This window comes from Xylanibacter ruminicola (assembly GCF_900142525.1).
Classification (GTDB): Bacteria; Bacteroidota; Bacteroidia; order Bacteroidales; family Bacteroidaceae; genus Prevotella; species Prevotella ruminicola_A.
On sequence record NZ_FRBD01000018.1, the window covers coordinates 1 to 17,778 of the forward strand.

Annotated in this window: 19 protein-coding genes, 1 tRNA gene and 2 pseudogenes; 13 read left to right on the plus strand and 9 right to left on the minus strand. The window is 48.0% G+C overall.

Translation table 11 applies throughout. From position 1 onward, the window contains the following. A pseudogene (locus BUB86_RS17685) lies at positions 1 to 201 on the minus strand (addiction module toxin RelE); the annotation flags it as partial. Positions 202 to 481: 280 nt separating this feature from the next. Between BUB86_RS17685 and BUB86_RS11850 the strand changes: the two are divergent. Beyond that, positions 482 to 766, plus strand: coding sequence for a helix-turn-helix domain-containing protein (locus BUB86_RS11850; protein WP_073209787.1), 285 nt, complete (start codon positions 482 to 484; stop codon positions 764 to 766). A 313-nt stretch (positions 767 to 1,079) separates the two neighbouring features. Here the strand turns inward: BUB86_RS11850 and BUB86_RS11855 are convergent, their stop codons facing one another. The 3 genes from BUB86_RS11855 to BUB86_RS17270 form a co-directional block, all read right to left on the minus strand. Next, positions 1,080 to 1,307 carry a hypothetical protein gene (locus tag BUB86_RS11855; RefSeq protein ID WP_073209789.1) on the minus strand — a complete coding sequence of 76 codons (228 nt, stop codon included), beginning with the start codon at positions 1,305 to 1,307 and terminating at the stop codon, positions 1,080 to 1,082. 81 nt (positions 1,308 to 1,388) lie between these two features. Next, complete coding sequence (locus tag BUB86_RS11860) at positions 1,389 to 1,601, minus strand: hypothetical protein (RefSeq protein WP_073209791.1); 213 nt, start codon at positions 1,599 to 1,601, stop codon at positions 1,389 to 1,391. 61 nt (positions 1,602 to 1,662) lie between these two features. Next, complete coding sequence (locus BUB86_RS17270; protein ID WP_139261585.1) at positions 1,663 to 1,773, minus strand: bacteriocin; 111 nt, start codon at positions 1,771 to 1,773, stop codon at positions 1,663 to 1,665. A 158-nt stretch (positions 1,774 to 1,931) separates the two neighbouring features. Between BUB86_RS17270 and BUB86_RS17690 the strand changes: the two genes are divergently transcribed. Beyond that, positions 1,932 to 2,078: a hypothetical protein gene (locus BUB86_RS17690; RefSeq protein ID WP_175549496.1), complete on the plus strand. Its 147-nt coding sequence runs from the start codon at positions 1,932 to 1,934 to the stop codon at positions 2,076 to 2,078. Between the two features lie 22 nt (positions 2,079 to 2,100). Next, on the plus strand, positions 2,101 to 2,727 hold the full coding sequence (locus BUB86_RS11865; RefSeq protein WP_073209792.1) for a hypothetical protein: 627 nt from the start codon (positions 2,101 to 2,103) through the stop codon (positions 2,725 to 2,727). 112 nt (positions 2,728 to 2,839) lie between these two features. Here the strand turns inward: BUB86_RS11865 and BUB86_RS11870 are convergent, their stop codons facing one another. Further along, positions 2,840 to 3,925: a hypothetical protein gene (locus BUB86_RS11870; protein WP_073209794.1), complete on the minus strand. Its 1,086-nt coding sequence runs from the start codon at positions 3,923 to 3,925 to the stop codon at positions 2,840 to 2,842. 18 nt (positions 3,926 to 3,943) lie between these two features. Then, complete coding sequence (locus tag BUB86_RS11875; RefSeq protein ID WP_139261587.1) at positions 3,944 to 4,225, minus strand: hypothetical protein; 282 nt, start codon at positions 4,223 to 4,225, stop codon at positions 3,944 to 3,946. A gap of 119 nt (positions 4,226 to 4,344) precedes the next feature. Here BUB86_RS11875 and BUB86_RS11880 point away from each other — a divergent pair, with 119 nt between their 5' ends. From BUB86_RS11880 to BUB86_RS11930, 10 genes and pseudogenes are all read left to right on the plus strand, one after another. Further along, on the plus strand, positions 4,345 to 5,724 hold the full coding sequence (locus BUB86_RS11880; protein WP_073209797.1) for an alanine/glycine:cation symporter family protein: 1,380 nt from the start codon (positions 4,345 to 4,347) through the stop codon (positions 5,722 to 5,724). A gap of 32 nt (positions 5,725 to 5,756) precedes the next feature. Further along, a complete protein-coding gene (locus tag BUB86_RS11885) occupies positions 5,757 to 6,926 on the plus strand; it encodes a glycoside hydrolase family 5 protein (RefSeq protein WP_073209799.1) in 1,170 nt (389 codons plus the stop codon). 3 nt (positions 6,927 to 6,929) lie between these two features. After that, positions 6,930 to 7,286 carry a hypothetical protein gene (locus BUB86_RS11890; protein ID WP_073209801.1) on the plus strand — a complete coding sequence of 119 codons (357 nt, stop codon included), beginning with the start codon at positions 6,930 to 6,932 and terminating at the stop codon, positions 7,284 to 7,286. Between the two features lie 125 nt (positions 7,287 to 7,411). Then, a complete protein-coding gene (locus BUB86_RS11895) occupies positions 7,412 to 7,960 on the plus strand; it encodes a DUF1599 domain-containing protein (RefSeq protein WP_073209802.1) in 549 nt (182 codons plus the stop codon). Between the two features lie 17 nt (positions 7,961 to 7,977). Beyond that, a pseudogene (tpiA, locus tag BUB86_RS18035) lies at positions 7,978 to 9,959 on the plus strand (triose-phosphate isomerase). 4 nt (positions 9,960 to 9,963) lie between these two features. Beyond that, positions 9,964 to 10,587, plus strand: coding sequence for an SPOR domain-containing protein (locus BUB86_RS11910; RefSeq protein ID WP_073209806.1), 624 nt, complete (start codon positions 9,964 to 9,966; stop codon positions 10,585 to 10,587). Next, a complete protein-coding gene (gene folE, locus BUB86_RS11915) occupies positions 10,584 to 11,189 on the plus strand; it encodes a GTP cyclohydrolase I FolE (protein WP_073209808.1) in 606 nt (201 codons plus the stop codon). Before BUB86_RS11910 ends, folE begins: the two co-directional genes overlap by 4 nt. Positions 11,190 to 11,201: 12 nt before the next feature. Continuing rightward, positions 11,202 to 11,777, plus strand: a complete 576-nt coding sequence (locus BUB86_RS11920; protein WP_073209810.1) for a hypothetical protein — start codon at positions 11,202 to 11,204, stop codon at positions 11,775 to 11,777. A gap of 15 nt (positions 11,778 to 11,792) precedes the next feature. Continuing rightward, on the plus strand, positions 11,793 to 13,427 hold the full coding sequence (locus tag BUB86_RS11925; protein WP_073209812.1) for a glycoside hydrolase 43 family protein: 1,635 nt from the start codon (positions 11,793 to 11,795) through the stop codon (positions 13,425 to 13,427). Between the two features lie 2 nt (positions 13,428 to 13,429). Then, positions 13,430 to 15,796, plus strand: a complete 2,367-nt coding sequence (locus BUB86_RS11930) for a TIM-barrel domain-containing protein (protein ID WP_073209814.1) — start codon at positions 13,430 to 13,432, stop codon at positions 15,794 to 15,796. Positions 15,797 to 15,865: 69 nt separating this feature from the next. Here BUB86_RS11930 and BUB86_RS11935 read toward each other — a convergent pair. The 3 genes from BUB86_RS11935 to BUB86_RS11945 all read right to left on the minus strand — a co-directional run bounded on the left by BUB86_RS11935 (position 15,866) and on the right by BUB86_RS11945 (position 17,683). Then, positions 15,866 to 15,938 (minus strand) — tRNA-Lys (locus BUB86_RS11935). A 67-nt stretch (positions 15,939 to 16,005) separates the two neighbouring features. After that, positions 16,006 to 17,106: an AI-2E family transporter gene (locus BUB86_RS11940; RefSeq protein ID WP_073209816.1), complete on the minus strand. Its 1,101-nt coding sequence runs from the start codon at positions 17,104 to 17,106 to the stop codon at positions 16,006 to 16,008. Then, positions 17,081 to 17,683 (minus strand): thymidine kinase, encoded by a 603-nt coding sequence (locus BUB86_RS11945; protein ID WP_073209818.1) that lies wholly within the window; start codon positions 17,681 to 17,683, stop codon positions 17,081 to 17,083. Before BUB86_RS11945 ends, BUB86_RS11940 begins: the two co-directional genes overlap by 26 nt. Positions 17,684 to 17,778: the final 95 nt, after the last annotated feature.

A 17,778-nucleotide genomic window follows, 5' to 3' on the forward strand; every position in this document is an offset into this window, starting at 1 on the left:
CGCTTCGTAAAACTCAGTCCCTTCCAGCTTCTTTACGAACTTCAAGTTAACCACTTGTTGAGTTTTGATAATCAACTCTACGTAGTCATACTTTTCTTTAATCTTTTCGTCCAAAGTGGCGTAATACTCATCGTATTCCTCCGAATGGAACGTTTCTCTTACATCCTGATTCATGCCGCAAAAGTAATAAATAACTTCCATATCTCCAAGAAAAATGGAAGAAAATTGTTAATAATTAATTAAATTCTACATTTCTCATCCCCCTCTCTACTTATATAGTATAGAAAACGCAAAATTGTTACACCCCAAAAGTGTTAAATAGAACAAATTAGCGCCTACAAACTTAATTTTTAAGTTAATTTCTTGTTTGTTCCAAAATAACATTGTATATTTGCAGCCAGATAACTTAAAAGTTAAGTAACAAGATGTACGTTGGTTCTGGTAGATAAAGAAATTGTTGGCAATTTGCACTTTACCCGAAATGAGGAGAAGTAGTATTTTAGAAAATCGTCGCAAGCAGGTGAATCCAGAGATTCGCGAGGCTGTCGACTTGTCGTTTCAGATTGTTGACCGAATCCACGAGATTCTGACAGAGAAAGGTCTGAAACAAAAAGATTTGGCTATGCTTTTAGGAAAGAAAGAAGCCGAGATTAGTAAATGGATGCGAGGCACCCATAACTTCACTATTGATACACTTGTAGCTATAGAACATGCGCTTCAGGCCCCTATTCTTCAAGTGATTCATCAAGAAGAAGTCGTTGCATAATCACCCTGTGTCAAAACTGAGACATCAAAATTGGGGCGGAATATCACAGATTTGAGCGACAAGAGAATAAAACAGTAAGTTTAACAATTAAAAATTCTTAGATTATGGTAAAGAAGAATGAAAAAGAGAGTAAACGCGCTCTGAACGAGGAAGAGTTGGAGTCTGTAAACGGCGGTAGTGGTGGTGGTGGCAACCGTAAAAGAAAAAAGCATGAAAGCTAATCAACGCACAGAACTTCAGTCTTTTTCAAATAGAAACTCACGGGAGTTTTCCCGTGAGTTCATACTAGAGGGTGTGTCCCTTGGCAGCTTAATCAGTATAAACTCAAGTTACCAGTATCCGTGGTTTCTTTGGCAGCTTTTTTCGCTCGTTCCTTTACCTTGTCCCAGTAAGATCCACCATTGATTTCATTGAGTTGCTCATCGGAGAGCTCAATGGCGCCAACGGCTACGAGTTCGTCGTAGATAGCCTTCATCTCTCTAGTTTTCTCTATGAGCAATTGCTTCTTCTGCTCAATTTGCGCCGCTGTAAGTGTTGCCATAATTGTAATGCTTAAAAATTAATGATCGAACTTATTTCTGCTGCAAAAGCGAATGCCAGGAACCAGACACTTGGCAGGTCATTAACCACCTGCACCAGAGAAGTCATCAGGCCAGTCCATAAAAAGACTAAAAAACACTCCTCCCGCTCCTCCCGACACATTGTCGAGTTCACCGTCGCTTAGTGGCCATGCACCGGCTTCCACGAGTTCGTCCCTCAACTTTTTTGCTTCTGCATCCAGTTTCTTCAACTGCTGCTTCTTCTGCTTAATCTGTTCTGCTGTAAGCGTTGCCATAATTATAATGTTTAAAAATTAAAGTATGCCACGAACCAGACACTTGGCAGGCGTAGTTCCTTCACCTCGGGCGATCAGATTCATCGTATTTTGTAAACTCTCCACCTCCCGACACGTTGTCAAGCTGCTCGTCGGTGAGCTCCTGTTGCTTCTTATTCTCTTCTGTTTTCATAATCGTAATGTTTAAAAATAATTCTACATCTACTTTATAACTTTTTTGCTTACTTTGCCTGCTTTGCCTCCACCTGCTACGTTGTCAAGCTGCTCGTCGGTGAGCTCCTGTTGCTTCTTATTCTCTTCTGTTTTCATAATCGTAATGTTTAAAAATTAATGATTGAATTGATTTCTGCTGCAAAAGTAGGAAAAAAAATCGAAATAGATGTATCACTGCTGGAAAAAGTTGTATCAAATCAGGAAAAAATAATTAAAAATCTTGCAATTATCATATATTCTTTTTATCTTTGCCCTCAAAATTAATCATTATCAACAAACTATCATTATGAAACAAAAAGAATTTATGAATGTGAAGCAGCACGTTGCTACGCTGGCTATAGCCATCTGCTGCGTAATGACTTCAACAGTGTTTACGGCTTGTTCAAACGATGACGATCCTGTGACGTATCAACTTCAGACGGATCTAGTACTCCATTTTGGCGATATCACTGTTCAGCCATACCTCGCTTTCGGCACGTCGCTTGCTCAAGCAGAGAACTATTTTAAGGCCGAGTTCAGCGATTATTCACAGTGGGAAACTGACGGCGTGGAGCGTCATGATATTAGTGATGGATTTTACTACTCTAAAGATTTTTACAACGACGAATGCGCAATAAGTTTCGACTTCAGCGATGCCGACTGTAAATACTTATGCCTAGTGGGGTATAACTTCTACTCACCTATGTCGCCAGAGACTGTAATGGACGAGCTAGAGCGCAATGGATTCAAGAATATGGGCTTAATAAGTTTTCCCGAAGACGATGAAGGCGACATTACCTATCTCTATCTTTCGGCCGACGGCACGCTAGAGGTGCAGATCGTATTCTGGAAGTCAGACGAGAGTAATGAAGACTGCTGGGCTATCAGTTTCCAACCGCTAGACGAGAACGACTTTAAATACCTTGTAAAATAGTAATATGAGATGCCAGATGTCAGTCCACATGGCAGGTACCAAGAAAAAGGCCAGCAGTGAATGCTAGCCTCTTTTCTTATTGTATGCCAGGACCCTGTCCCTTGGCAGCCTTTTATTGAAACAGCCTCTTCATGGCATCTGTAGCCTCGGAGTCGCTAAGTTTAAAAGAATCAACCAACAATATGTGGGCGAACTCACGCCAGGCAAAATTCTTGATGCCTAAACGAGCGGCTATCTGACGAGCTGTAGAAACAAGTTCATTGATACTTACGGAATTCCTACCATCTTCTATGCAAAGATCAAGTAAATAGCCAATAGCCTCGTGACTAACCTTGTGGTATCTCTCCCAAAACTCAATATCGAAAAGGGTGGCGATGCCCATCTTCATAAAGGTAGTACTTATAATTAAACTATAATTCAAGCCATTTTCTTGACGAAATGTATCGAGACCCAAAGCATGCATCTTGTCCATCTTGTCGTTAAAAGCCTGAATAGGATTGGCACAACACGCCAACTTGCGTTGTACTATTTCTTCGGGTTCATACTCCATCACTTCGCGCAAATTACGAACGCGCTCAGTCCGGGCTGTTTGAGCCTTAGACAGTTGAGCATCCGTGAGGATGGTGCGGACTTCATAGACGTTTTTATCGCCCGAGCGACGAATGCCATGACCGGTCCAATCATTTGACGTACGGACTACTATCTTTTCCAGTCCGTTATCATCGGTATCCAAAGGACTGATGGTATACGAACAGGATGAGGTGACAAACTTAAGCAGAAGTTGCATCTTGTCGCCCTCAATACCCATTCGTTCAGCATAACGCTGAAAGAAATGCGGGGTAATAATCAACACACAATTCATTTCGCTCTGAGCATTAAAGCCAGGCATAAATATGCCCAAAGAACTGGCTGTTTCGTAGAAGCAGAAACAGGTAGGCATAGAGTTGGATGCGAAAGTATCTGGATAAAAAGTGACATTTTCGAAACATATCCAGCGATTACCTGAGCGAGAGGTGTAATAAACGACATCGGAGGTCAAAGAACACTGTTTATAAACACAACGACTCAACAATTTGTCGCGCATAGCCTCGTAACGTTTTTCGCCACCAAACTGTTTTATCATCCAATACTTTGCCTTTTCGTGTTCCTCGGAGAGTGTATTCCACAACTCGTCGGATGGTGTATTCAAATTGATCATATCTATTATCCTGTTATTTTAATGAGCACGCAAATTATGCGTTTGCGAGTAGTTGTAGATATTTGATTCGATCTCGGGATAGAGCGGATCGAGTTTTGCGCGGGGATTGAGCATGGTGTAGCCCAGAAAATCGACAATGAAACGACTGGCACTATCGGCAGGCATGGCTCCAAGACCTACTGACTCCTGATAGTACGTTTGCATCTGTGAACTTGAGGGTTGCTCTAGCAGGGGCTTCCAACCGTAGAAAGCCAGACACGTCAACAAGACGGCGGAAATAGTCAGAATAGTTTTCTTCATCTTTTTATTGGTTACGTTTATGATCACCGGTGCAAAGATAAGACATTTTTTGGAAAAACATCATGTTTTTGAAACTTTTTTTGTAATTTTGCACGCAAAGTGTCAAATTTAAGGCGAAAATGGAACCAATTAACGACTTTTTCTCACTTCTAAGTTCCTTTTTGTGGGGATGGCCCATGATCATACTACTGCTGGGTACACACGTGTTTCTGACATTCAGACTGCGCATACCACAGCGAAAGCTGATTACGGGCATACGACTATCCATTAAAAAGGATGCTAAGGCCGATGGTGACGTGAGTCAGTTTGGAGCACTGGCCACCGCACTGGCTGCCACCATAGGTACAGGAAACATAGTGGGCGTGGCAACGGCTGTGGCCCTGGGTGGTCCAGGCGCCGTGCTGTGGTGCTGGCTGACGGGACTATTCGGCATGTCGACCAAGTATGCCGAGGGACTGCTGGCGGTGAAATATCGCGTAAAATCGGATGATGGCAAGTGGTACGGAGGCCCCATGTACGCCCTGGAGCGCGGACTGAACATGCGATGGCTGGGCATACTGTTTGCCGTGTTTACCGCCCTGGCATCGTTCGGCATAGGATGCACCGTGCAGGCCAACTCGATAGCTCTGCTGGCCAAAGAGACCTTTGGCATACCCACATGGATAATAGGTGTGATGATATGTGTGCTGACAGCGCTGGTGATACTGGGCGGCGTGAAGGCCATAGCCAAGGTGTGCACCGTGCTGGTGCCCTTTATGGCGGCACTCTACGTGGTGGGATGCGTGGTGATACTGTGCTTCAACAGCAGCTACGTGTGGCCTGCCATAGAGCTGATAGCAGACTCGGCATTCAACCCCTCGGCAGCTGGAGGCGGATTTGTGGGGGCCACGGTGATGATGGCAGCCAGATATGGTATCGCCCGCGGACTGTTTAGCAACGAGAGTGGTATGGGTAGCGCCCCGATAGTGGCAGCTGCGGCCCAGACGCGCAACCCCGTGCGACAGGCTCTGGTATCGAGCACCGGCACATTCTGGGATACGGTAATTATCTGCGCGCTGACAGGACTGGTGCTGGTGAGCAGTATCCTGGCCTACCCCGACATTACCTATGCCGACGGGGCTGCACTGACCAAGGTGGCCTTCTCGAAGATACCATACGTAGGTGCGCCACTGCTTACATTCGGCATTCTGACGTTTGCATTCAGCACGATTATAGGCTGGAGCTACTATGGCGAGAGTGCCGTGAACTACTTAGAGGGCCGACGCGCTAACAGATTCTACAGGATCATGTACATCGTGCTGCTGTTCTTCGGATCGATCATCAACCTTGACATCATCTGGAACATAGCCGACTGTATGAATGCGCTGATGGCGATACCAAACCTGATAGCGCTACTGTTGTTAAGCGGCGTAGCGGCGAGGGAGACAAAGAAGTATCTGTGGAGCAATCGTCTTGACGACGATATGGAAAGGAATGGAAAGGAATGGAAAGCCCTTTAACTTCATAATATATAACCAATAATAAAAAAGGTATGAGAAAAAACATTTTGGCAATGGCCGTGATGATGGCGGCATTGGTGGTAGGAACAACATCGTGTGGCAACAAAGCCCAGAAACAGGAGCAAGAGCAGGCTCAAAGCGGAGTGAACGACTTCCGCATTAAGCGTGGCACCAACGTAAGCCACTGGCTCTCGCAGAGCGAGCAGAGGGGTGAGGCCAGACGCCTGCACATTCAGGAGGACGACTTTGCACGCCTGGAGGAACTGGGATTCGACTTTGTACGCATTCCCATCGATGAGGTACAGTTCTGGGACGAGCAGGGCAAGCAACTGCCAGAGGCGTGGCGACTGCTGAACAACGCTCTGGACTGGGCACGCAAGCACAACCTGCGCGCCATAGTTGACCTGCACATCATTCGCAGCCACTACTTTAATGCAGTAAACGAGAATGAGAAAAATGCCAACACACTGTTTACATCGGAAGAAGCACAAGAGGGATTGCTGAACCTGTGGCGCCAGCTGTCGGACACACTAAAAAACCGCAGCAACGACTGGGTGGCCTACGAGTTTATGAACGAACCTGTGGCTCCTGAGCATGAGCAGTGGAACCAGCTAGTGGCAAAGGTGCACAAGGCACTGCGCGAACTGGAACCACAGCGCACACTGGTCATCGGATCGAACATGTGGCAGGGACACGAAACCATCAAGTATCTGAAGGTGCCCGAGGGCGACAAGAACATCATTCTGAGTTTCCACTATTACAACCCAATGATTTTGACACACTACGGTGCATGGTGGACACCTCTGGGCAAGTATAAGGGCAAGGTGAACTATCCTGGCGTGCTGGTATCGAAGGAGGACTACGAAGCTGCTCCTGCCGAGATTAAAGACCAGCTGAAGCAGTATACCGAAGAGGTGTGGGACATCAACAAGATTCGCGAGCAGTTTAAGGATGCCATCGAGGCTGCCAAGAAGTACGACCTGCAGCTGTTCTGCGGCGAGTGGGGCGTGTATGAGCCAGTTGACCGTGAGCTGGCCTACAACTGGACACGCGACATGCTGACCGTGTTCGACGAGTTTAACATCGCCTGGACCACCTGGTGCTACGATGCCGACTTCGGATTCTGGGATCAGCAGCGCCATACATATAAGGACCGACCACTGGTAGAACTGCTGATGAGTGGTAAAAAATTAGGAGAATAGAGCATGAAGAAAATGACACTGGCCACAATGATGATGGCCTTACTGATAACGGCTTGCGGCGAGACTAAGACCCAAAAGGAGATTAGCAGCCGCAAGGCCGCTCTTGCGGAGCATCAGAAAACAGAGCTGAAAAAGGCTCAGGATGAGTTGTGGAAAACCGACAGTATGCTACAGCTAGCCAACAAGCAGCTGGAAGCCATGACGCAGGAGGTAGAAGCGCACAAAAAGGAGCTGAAAGCCACCCCCGAAGAGTTGACGGCACTAACCAAACTCCGCGTAAAACGCGATTCGATACGTACACAGTACGAAGCCTTAGGGCTTAAGATACGTTATATCCACAAGAAACAGAGTGAAGAGTAATATGCTCTTCGTGTTCAATTACATCAATCGAACAACACCACATTGTTAATAAATGTAGAAGAAAGGGTAACTTTTCACTATTCACTATTCGTTATTCACTAAAAATTAGTACCTTTGCACCCGATATGACGCAATTTGAAAAGACAAACGCTCAGTTTGAGCAGGCTCTGGCCGAATGCAGGGCACTGTTTGAGAAGAAGCTTCACGATTATAAAGCCTCTTGGCGCATTCTGCGACCAACAGCACTTACCGACCAGTTGTTTATTAAAGCCAAGCGCATTCGCAGCCTGGAAATCAAGAAGGAATCGCTGGTGGGCGAAGGCATACGTCCGGAGTTTGTGGCACTGATCAACTACGGCATCGTAGGACTGATTCAGCTCAGCAAGGGATTTGCCGACACCGTTGACATCAGCAACGAGGAGGCCATGGCGCTCTATGATGAGCATGCCAAAGAGGCACTGGAGCTGATGAAGCGTAAGAACCACGACTACGACGAAGCGTGGAGAGGAATGAGGGTGAGTAGCTATACCGACCTGATTCTGACAAAAATAGAACGTATCAAGGAAATCGAGAACCTGCAGGGCGAGACACTCGTATCAGAGGGGATCGATGCCAACTATATGGATATCATCAACTACGCGATCTTTGGAGTGATTAAGTTATCCGAGGAGTGAGGAGTGAGAAGTGAGGAGTGAGGAAGGTTGCTGTAAACATCTGTAGACTGCTGCTGGCACTGACATTTATCTTTTCAGGATTTGTCAAGGCCGTTGACCCACTGGGGACGCAGTATAAGATACACGACTACCTGACGGCTTGGGGCATAGGAAAGATGGTGCCCGACTTCACAACACTGGCCTCATCGGTACTGCTGGCTGCCACAGAGTTCTTTCTGGGCATCTGTCTGCTGTTTGCCATCAGGCGACGCATTGTATCGAAGCTGGTACTGGCCATCATGATGGTGATGACACCACTCACACTGTGGCTGGCCTTGAGCGACCCCATCAGCGACTGCGGATGCTTTGGCGACGCACTGGTGCTGAGCAACTGGCAGACCTTCTGGAAAAACATGATCCTACTGGGTGCTGCCATCGTGGTGTGGAAGTGGGCGCTGGACATGCCCAGACTGATAAGCAGGGCCAACCAATGGATAGTGATGAACTACTCGCTGGTGTTTATACTGCTGTTCATCTCGGTGAAGAGTCTGTACACCCTACCCCAGTTCGACTTCCGTCCCTACCACATCGGGGCCGACATTCGCACCGGATGGCAGAAGATGATGGAAGGTGAGGAATCGCCCTACCAAGAGCTGTTTATAGAGCAGCTGGAGGATGGGGAGGATCTGACCGAACAGATACTGACAGACAAGGGATACACCTTCTTGCTGATAGCCCCACATCTGGAACAGGCCGACGACTCACGACTGGACGAGATTAACCAGATGTATGAGTACAGTTTGGACAACGGATACCCCTTCTACTGTCTGACAGCCAGCGGCGAGAAAGCCATTGCCAAATGGCGCGACCTGACGGGAGCTGAATATCCCTTCTGCCAGACAGACGACATCACACTGAAGACCATCATACGGTCGAACCCAGGACTGGTGCTGATGAAAGACGGAAAGGTGATACGCAAGTGGAGCCACAACAACCTGCCCGAAGAGGAAGAGCTGAACACCAAACTGGAAGACAGTGAGCTGGGACAGCTGCCCACCGAGACAGTGACCACCAAGATACTATGGGTGCTGACGTGGTTTGTGCTGCCACTGGTGCTGCTTACCATCGCCGACAGGCTCTGGGCTTGGACGAAGTGGGTGAGGAAACATTGAACATTGAACATTGAACATTGAACATTGAACATTGAACATTGAACATTGAACATTGAACATTTTACAATATATAAATTATTTTTAGAATTATGAGAAAGAAAATTGTAGCAGGAAACTGGAAGATGAACATGAATCTCCAGGACGGTATTGCTCTTGCAAAGGAGCTGAACGAGACTTTGAAGGCTGAAAAGCCAAACTGTGGTGTAGTTATCTGCACTCCATTCATCCACCTTGCATCTATCGCACAGTTCCTCGACCAGGACATCATCGGTCTGGGTGCTGAGAACTGCGCCGACAAGGAGAAGGGTGCCTTCACTGGTGAGGTATCTGCCGAGATGGTAAAGAGCACTGGTGCTCAGTACGTAATCCTGGGTCACTCAGAGCGTCGTGAGTACTACAAGGAGACTCCAGAGATCCTGAAGGAGAAGGTGCTGCTGGCTCAGAAGAACGATCTGAAGGTTATCTTCTGTATCGGTGAGAGCCTGGAGGAGCGTGAGGCTGGCAAGCAGAACGAGGTAGTAAAGGCCGAGCTCGAGGGTTCAGTATTCAACCTCGCCGAGGAGGACTTCCGCAAGATCGTTATCGCCTATGAGCCAATCTGGGCTATCGGTACTGGTAAGACTGCAACTGCAGAGCAGGCTGAGGAGATTCACGCTTACATCCGTTCAATCATTGCTGAGAAGTACGGTCAGGCAGTAGCCGACGACACTACTATCCTCTACGGTGGTAGCTGCAAGGCTAGCAACGCTCCTGAGCTGTTTGCTAAGCCCGACATCGACGGTGGTCTGATTGGTGGTGCATCACTGAAGGCTGCTGACTTCAAGGGTATTATCGACGCATTCAAATAAGAACGTGAAACGATTTATCATCATAATGACGCTTTGCATCGGCTGCATTACGGCAGCTGATGCTCAGTCGTCGTTTACACAAAGGCTCCAACAGAGCAAAAACGGTGAAGGAAAGATTACCGTAACACAAGACAAGGCCATAGAAGAGCTGGTGAACGGACCAGCCGTAACAGCCCCCACACGACAGAAAACAACCGCAACACAGCAGAAACCTGCTGAAAAGAAAAAAGAAAAAGAAAACAATACTGCTACAAATACAAATCAAGAAAAACATCAGGAGCCCAAGACTGTTGTTGTAGAACATCAGGATACTACCACCATCGATAGCCCAGAGGAAATTCAGAAGAAGATCATGAAGGGCGTAAAGGTGCCTGGATACAGAGTACAGGTGTTTGCCGGAGGCAATACCCGCAACGACCGATTGAAGGCTGAGCGCATAGGCAGCGAAATAAAGAGTCTGTTCCCTGGAGTACCTGTCTACGTGCATTTCTACTCACCACGATGGATATGTCGCATTGGTAACTACCGTACTTACGAAGAAGCACACGCCGTGCTGGAACGCGTAAAAAACAACGGATACCAAAGCGCCATCATCGTAAAAGGAAAAGTTACCGTGCAATATCAATGAACATAGAAATCAAGGAATACGACAACGAGCGATATCGCGAAGGAATAGAAGAACTGGCGGATCACTACAAGGAGGTACTCAAGCTGCTGGGTGAAGACCCTGAGCGCGAGGGACTGCAGAAGACACCTATGCGAGTGGCCAAGGCCATGCAGACGCTGACCAAGGGCTACCAGATGGATGCCCACAAGATTCTGACAGACGCCCTGTTCAAGGAAGACTACAACCAGATGGTTATCGTCAAGGATATCGACTTCTTCTCGTTGTGCGAACATCATATGCTGCCATTCTACGGCAAGGCACATGTGGCTTACATACCCAACGGCTACATCACTGGTCTGTCGAAGATTGCCCGTGTAGTCGACATCTTCTCTCACCGCCTGCAGGTACAGGAGCGAATGACACAGCAAATCAAGGACTGTATCGAGGAGACACTGCATCCACTCGGCGTGATGGTGGTAATAGAGGCCAAGCACATGTGCATGCAGATGAGAGGCGTAGAGAAACAAAACAGCGTAACTACTACCAGCGACTTCAGTGGCGCCTTTAATCAGGCCAAAACCCGTCAGGAGTTTATGAACCTCATACACAATAATCAAATCTAAAACTACTTTAATATGTATCAAGCAGACAACACTAATTACAGAACCAATGAGTCGTTCATTCAGGAGTTTACACGCAGCTGTCTGGGACGAATCATCATTGCAACCGTTATCATCCTGGCAGCATTGCTGATGGCTTACTTCACGGCTCCAAAAGAGAGTGATATGGACGCAGAGATGAACGACAACCTCATGCAGTGCCTGGAGGTGAACGATGGCGTTAAAGGCGATGTGGTGGACGACTATGTACACAATCTCACCTTTATCTTCACGACTGCTGATACAACCGTGATTGATAGAGACAAACTGGAGACATACGAAAAGCATAACCGACTGGAGTCGTATCGCCATACGTTCTATTCGACTTCGTATATCTACAACAATATGCATCCAGAGGGAACACGAGTGGGTGTTGGCATCTTCGGTATTATCATACCAACAGTGTTCTATGAGGATATTCTGCTGGATGTAGGCCCTGTGCACAAAGGCTACGAGCAGAAGCTGAACCAGGCACCCATAATGGATGATACTGACCTGGGTGAGACTCCGAACATCACGGAGTTCCACTACAAGGGCGACCTAGAGAACTAATTGTCTATCAACTATATGAAAGCAAAAACAATTCTAAGCATCGCACTGATGCTTTGTGTCTCAGCAGGTGTGCAGGCACAGAACAAAAACGAGAACATGATTGACAACCCCATGTTGTGGGCTGATGTACCCGACCCCGACATCATTCGCGTGGGCGACACTTTCTATCTGGTATCTACCACCATGCACCTGATGCCTGGAGCACCTGTCATGGCGTCGAAGGACCTGAAGAACTGGGAAACGGTGGGATACATCTTCGACAAACTGACCGACTCGCCCAAGTACGACCTCTCAGCTACTGAAGGTACGGTATACGGACGCGGACAGTGGGCTACATCGCTCAAGTATCATAAAGGAAAATTCTATGCGCTGCTGGCCCCCAACGAGCAGGGAGCCATGGGCGACACCTATATCTTTACGGCCGACAAGGCTGAAGGCCCCTGGAAGATTGTATCGCGCATGCAACACTTCCACGACTGCTCACTGTTCTTCGACGACGACGATCGTGTGTACGTGATCTATGGTACAGGCGAGATGATGGAACTGAAGAAGGACCTGAGCGACGTGATTGAGGGTACACACCAGAAGATTTTTGAGCGTGAGGCCGACGAGACAGGATTGCTGGAGGGTTCACGCGTGATTAAGCATAACGGCAAGTACTATCTGCTGATGATTTCGCAGGCTTATGGTCCTGGCCGTCATCGTCGTGAGGTATGCTACCGTGCCGACGACATACACGGACCTTACGAGAAGAACGTGATTCTGGAAAGCGACTTTGGCGGATTCCCCTACGTGGGACAAGGTACCATCGTGGATACTGAGGATGGCGACTGGTACGGCATCATCTTCCAGGATCGTGGCGGTGTAGGTCGCGTGCTTACCATCTCGCCATGCCGCTGGATTGACGGATGGCCACAGATAGGCGATGAGGAAGGCAAAGTGCCTACCCGCGTACGTGCGCTGAAGAGCGGACAGCCAGAGACAGCCATCGTGAAGGCTGATGATTTCGGCAGCGAGAAACTGGGTCTGCACTGGCAGTGGAACCACAATCCCGTTGACAAGGCTTGGAGCCTGACCGAACGCCCAGGTTATCTGCGCCTTAAGACCAGTCGTGTAGTACCCAACCTGTATCTGGCGCCTAACACACTGACTCAGCGTATGGAGGGTCCTGGCTGCAGTGGCTACATCGTGATGGATCTATCGAAGATGAAAGATGGCGACTGCGCAGGATTGGCTGCATTCAACAGCGACTCAGGTGTGCTGACCATCAAGAAGAAGGGCAAGAAGCTGACCCTCGAGATGAGTGAGCAGAAGATTGCACTGACCGATAAGGACAAGGTGGCACAGAACTACGAAGAGAAGGTGATTGAAAGCATCGAACTGAAGCAGAACAAGATATGGCTGCGACTGGACGGTGACTTCCGTGCAGCAGAAGGCAACAAGAAGGGCTTTATGCCTGGAAAAGATATGGCCACCTTCTACTACAGTCTTGATGGAAAGGACTGGAAGAAGATTGGTAGCGACTATCGCATGGGATTCGACTGGCGTCGTTTCTTCATGGGACAGAAATTCGGTATCTTTAACTATGCCACCAAGAAGGTTGGCGGATATGTAGATGTTGATGAGTTTGCATACAACAAAATAAAATAATTATGAACAGAACGTCAATAGCCATTCTTGCCTTGCTGGCACCAATAGCTATATGGGCACAAGGTGTTAAGATTGAGTTCTTTACACCTTCTGTAGTCCATGTGGTGAAGTATCAGGGACAAGCAGTAAACCCAGAGAGCAAGGTAATCATTGCCAAACCACAGGAGGTGGCACTTACCACAAAAGGTAACACCACATCGAGCGAAGAACTGAGTGTGAAACTCGACCAAAAGACTGGTTGCATCACCTTTATGGATGCTAAGGGTAAGGTACTGCTGCGTGAGAAGAAGCACAGTTTCTCGCCACTGAACCAGACCTTTACGCTCGATAAGGGCGAAGCTATCTACGGACTGGGCACCATCCAGAACGGCAAGATGAATCGCCGCGGTGAGCACAAGCGCATGGAGCAGTCGAATCTGGAAGACTTTCAGAGTGTGATTCAGAGCATCAAAGGCTGGGGCATCTACTGGGACAACTACGCCCCCACCCAGTTCGACGATGACCAGAACGGCATGTCGCTCACATCAGAGGCTGGCGACTATATCGACTACTACTTTATGTATGGCAAGAGTGCCGACGGCGTGATTGCTCTGATGCGACATCTGAGTGGCGATGTGCCTATGTTCCCACTATGGACATACGGTTTCTGGCAGTCGAAAGAACGTTATAAGACAGCTGCTGAGACTGAGAGTATCGTCGACAAGCATCGTGAACTGCAGGTGCCTCTGGATGGTATCATCCAAGACTGGCAGTACTGGGGGTCAAACTACCTGTGGAATGCCATGGACTTCCTCTCGGAAGACTTCCAGAATGGTGCACAGTTGATTAAGAACGTACACCAGAAGCATGCTCACTTCATGATCAGCATCTGGGCCAGCTTTGGTCCACAGACACAGCAGTTCCGTGAGTTGAACGAGAAGGGACTACTGCTGCCCATCGAGACCTGGCCACAGAGCGGTATCTCGCACATCTGGCCTCCTGTGATGGAGTATCCTTCGGGCGTAAAAGTGTACGATGCCTTCAGCCCTGTGGCACGTGACATCTATTGGAAATATCTGAAGAAGCTATACGACTATGGCACAGATGCCTGGTGGATGGACTCAACCGACCCCGACTTCTTCAATCCCAAGGAGAGCGACTATGAGCACAAGGTTACTGGTGGCACCTGGCGTTCATTGCGTAATGCCTTCCCCCTGGAAACAGTTCGCGGCATATATGAGAAGCAACGTGCACTTCAATCGTCAAATAGTGAAAGGGGCAAATCGTCAGATAAACGCGTCTTCATCATGACGCGCAGCAGCTTTGCCGGTCAGCAGCACTACGGATCGAACATGTGGAGCGGCGACGTTAACTCGTCGTGGGACATGTTGCGCAAGCAGGTGCCTGCAGGATTGAGTTTCTCGCTCACAGGTAATCCTAACTTCAATACCGATATAGGCGGTTTCTTCTGTGGTTCTTACAATACCAAGGGCAGTGGTTCAGCCCCCAAGAATCCACAGTTCCAGGAGCTCTACGTGCGCTGGATGCAGTACGGACTGTTCTGTCCTGTTTTCCGCAGTCATGGTGCTGATGCCCCACGTGAGATATGGCAATTTGGTAAGAAAGGTGAACCCGTTTATGATGCTATCGAAAAGCAGATTCGCCTGCGCTATCGCCTGATACCTTATTTATATAGTACTGCTTGGCAGGTTACCAGCAACAACCAGAGCTACATTCGCCCACTGTTCAGCGACTTTGCAGCTGATAAGAAGGTGTGGGATATGACCGATGAGTTTATGTTCGGACAGAGCATCCTGGCTGCACCTATCGTTGATCCACAGTACACCGAGGAGAAGATCATCCGCACTGATGCCATGACAGGATGGAACAAGCAAGAAGTGAATAGTGAAAAGGGAATAGTGAATAGTGATTGGACGGAGCCCAAAAAAGCCACTAAGTACCTGCCTAAGGGGGCTAACTGGTACGACTTCTGGACTGGTAAGCTGTACAAGGGCGGACAGAACGTGGTGCTCACCACATCGTTTGACAAGGTGCCTATGTTTGTTCGCGCTGGTAGCATCGTGCCACTGGGCCCAGAGATGCAGTACGTTGGCGAGAAGAAGTGGGACAATCTGGAAATCCGCATCTATCCTGGTGCCAATGGTGAGTTTACCCTTTATGAAGATGAGGGCGACAACTACAACTATGAGAAGGGCGTCTACTCTACTATCAAGTTTGAGTGGAACGATCGCACCCGCACCCTCACCATCAACAATCGCCAAGGCCAATACCCAGGTATGTTGCTGAATCGCAAGTTTACCATCGCCCTCCCCGATGGCACATCAAGAACCATCGATTACAACGGCAATCAAATAGAAGTAAAACTCTAACCCCCACGTACTCCCCTCCTCTGGAGGAGGGGAACAAAAAAAAAGAGGCTAAATTAGCCTCTTTTTTCGTGATCCGTTTGGGGCTCGAACCCAAGACCCCAACATTAAAAGTGTTGTGCTCTACCGACTGAGCTAACGGATCAACCTTAATTCGCATTCTATTCTGAAAGCGGCTGCAAAGGTACGCACTTTTTTTGAAACTGCCAAATTTATTCGGAAGAATTTTCTTCTAACCCCTCAATTTCCTTCTCTTTTGTCACATATTGCTGGTAATATGCTATCAAAAGGGTGGTTAAAGGCAGTGCAATGATCAGTCCGATGAACCCAAGCAGTGCACCCCAAACAGACAGTGATAACAGCAGGATGGCAGGGTTCAGACCCATGGCCTTACCCATCACCTTAGGCGTCACTATCATGTCACAAATCAACTGTACTATGATAAACACGGCCATGGCCATCGCCAATATCACCCAGAAGTTCTGTCCTGTATCAGCCGACTTGAGCAGAGCCAGCAGCACAGTTGGTATCAGGGCAAAGGTATGCAGATAAGGCACCAGGTCCATAATACCAATCATGATACCCAGACCAATGGCCATGGGGAAATCGATAATAGTAAATCCTATGCAGAACAGGATACCCATAATCAGCGCCACCAATCCCTGTCCACGCACATAATTGTTCAAGGCATTCTCTACATCCTTGGCCAACGAATGCCAGAACGGACGACTCTTCTTGGGGAAGACGCGGATCCAGTTGTCAGTAAGATACTCGTAATCCAGCAGAATGAAGAACATATATAATAAGGTGATAAACGATGCAATGACACTGATAATAACCTTGGTAGTCTCGTTAAGTACATTAAACAGGCCTGGCATCACCGTCTTCAGACTCTCGGTAAAGGTGTCGCTCTTAAAGAACTTCTCTATCTCCCTATTGTTGCTCTCAATCCATAGCTGTATGGCACCAGGAATATCCCTGATGTGGGCCGACTTCTGGATATAATCGGTGGCCAGGCTGCCCAGTTTTTCAAACTGTTCGAGCATAGGCGGGATAATAAGATAGATGATGCCAGCCAAGATGCTCACCACCACAATCAAGGTAATCAGAATGCTCAATGCCCTACTCTTAACATGCAGCTTATACTGCACAAACTTCACCATGGGGTAAAGCAGATAGGCAAAGAACCATGCAATGACGAATGGCAGCAGCACACTGCTCAGGTAATTAATCAGGCCCAGAATGGCAATCACCAGCAGGCCTGCGCCAACCCAACGAACCAGTTGGTCAAGTGTTATTGTCTTTTCTTTCATTTTCTTCCTTTATTGCTTTTTGATAACACTCACGGCATAACGGTTCATACTCAGTAGTCTCGCCCAGCAGCACACGCTGATCTGATGCCACCTTACGATGACTCACATAAGCCAGATTACCACACTTTACACAGATGGCATGAACTTTAGTCACATCGTCGGCAATAGCACACAAGGCAGGCATGGGGCCAAAGGGTATCCCCTTAAAGTCCATATCCAGACCTGCTACTATCACCCGCACACCACGGTTGGCCAGCTGGTTACACACGTCGACAATCCCAGCATCAAAGAACTGGGCCTCATCGATACCCACCACATCAATGTCGCTCGCCAACAGCAGGATGCTTGCCGACGAGTCGATGGGGGTAGACTGGATGTGCTTCTGGTCGTGACTCACCACATCCTCCTCAGAGTATCGCACGTCGATGGCTGGCTTGAATATCTCCACCTTCTGGCGCGCAAACTGAGCACGGCGCATTCGTCTGATCAGCTCCTCAGTCTTGCCCGAAAACATCGAACCGCACACTACTTCTATTCTTCCAGGTCTGTGTGCCTCACCTGTTAAATTCTCTGTCATATCTAGGTGCAAAGGTACGAATACTTTTAATAATTGCAAAGATTTTGCCGATTTTTTTGTCTATTCTGATAATTTGCTTTATATTTGCCACTTGT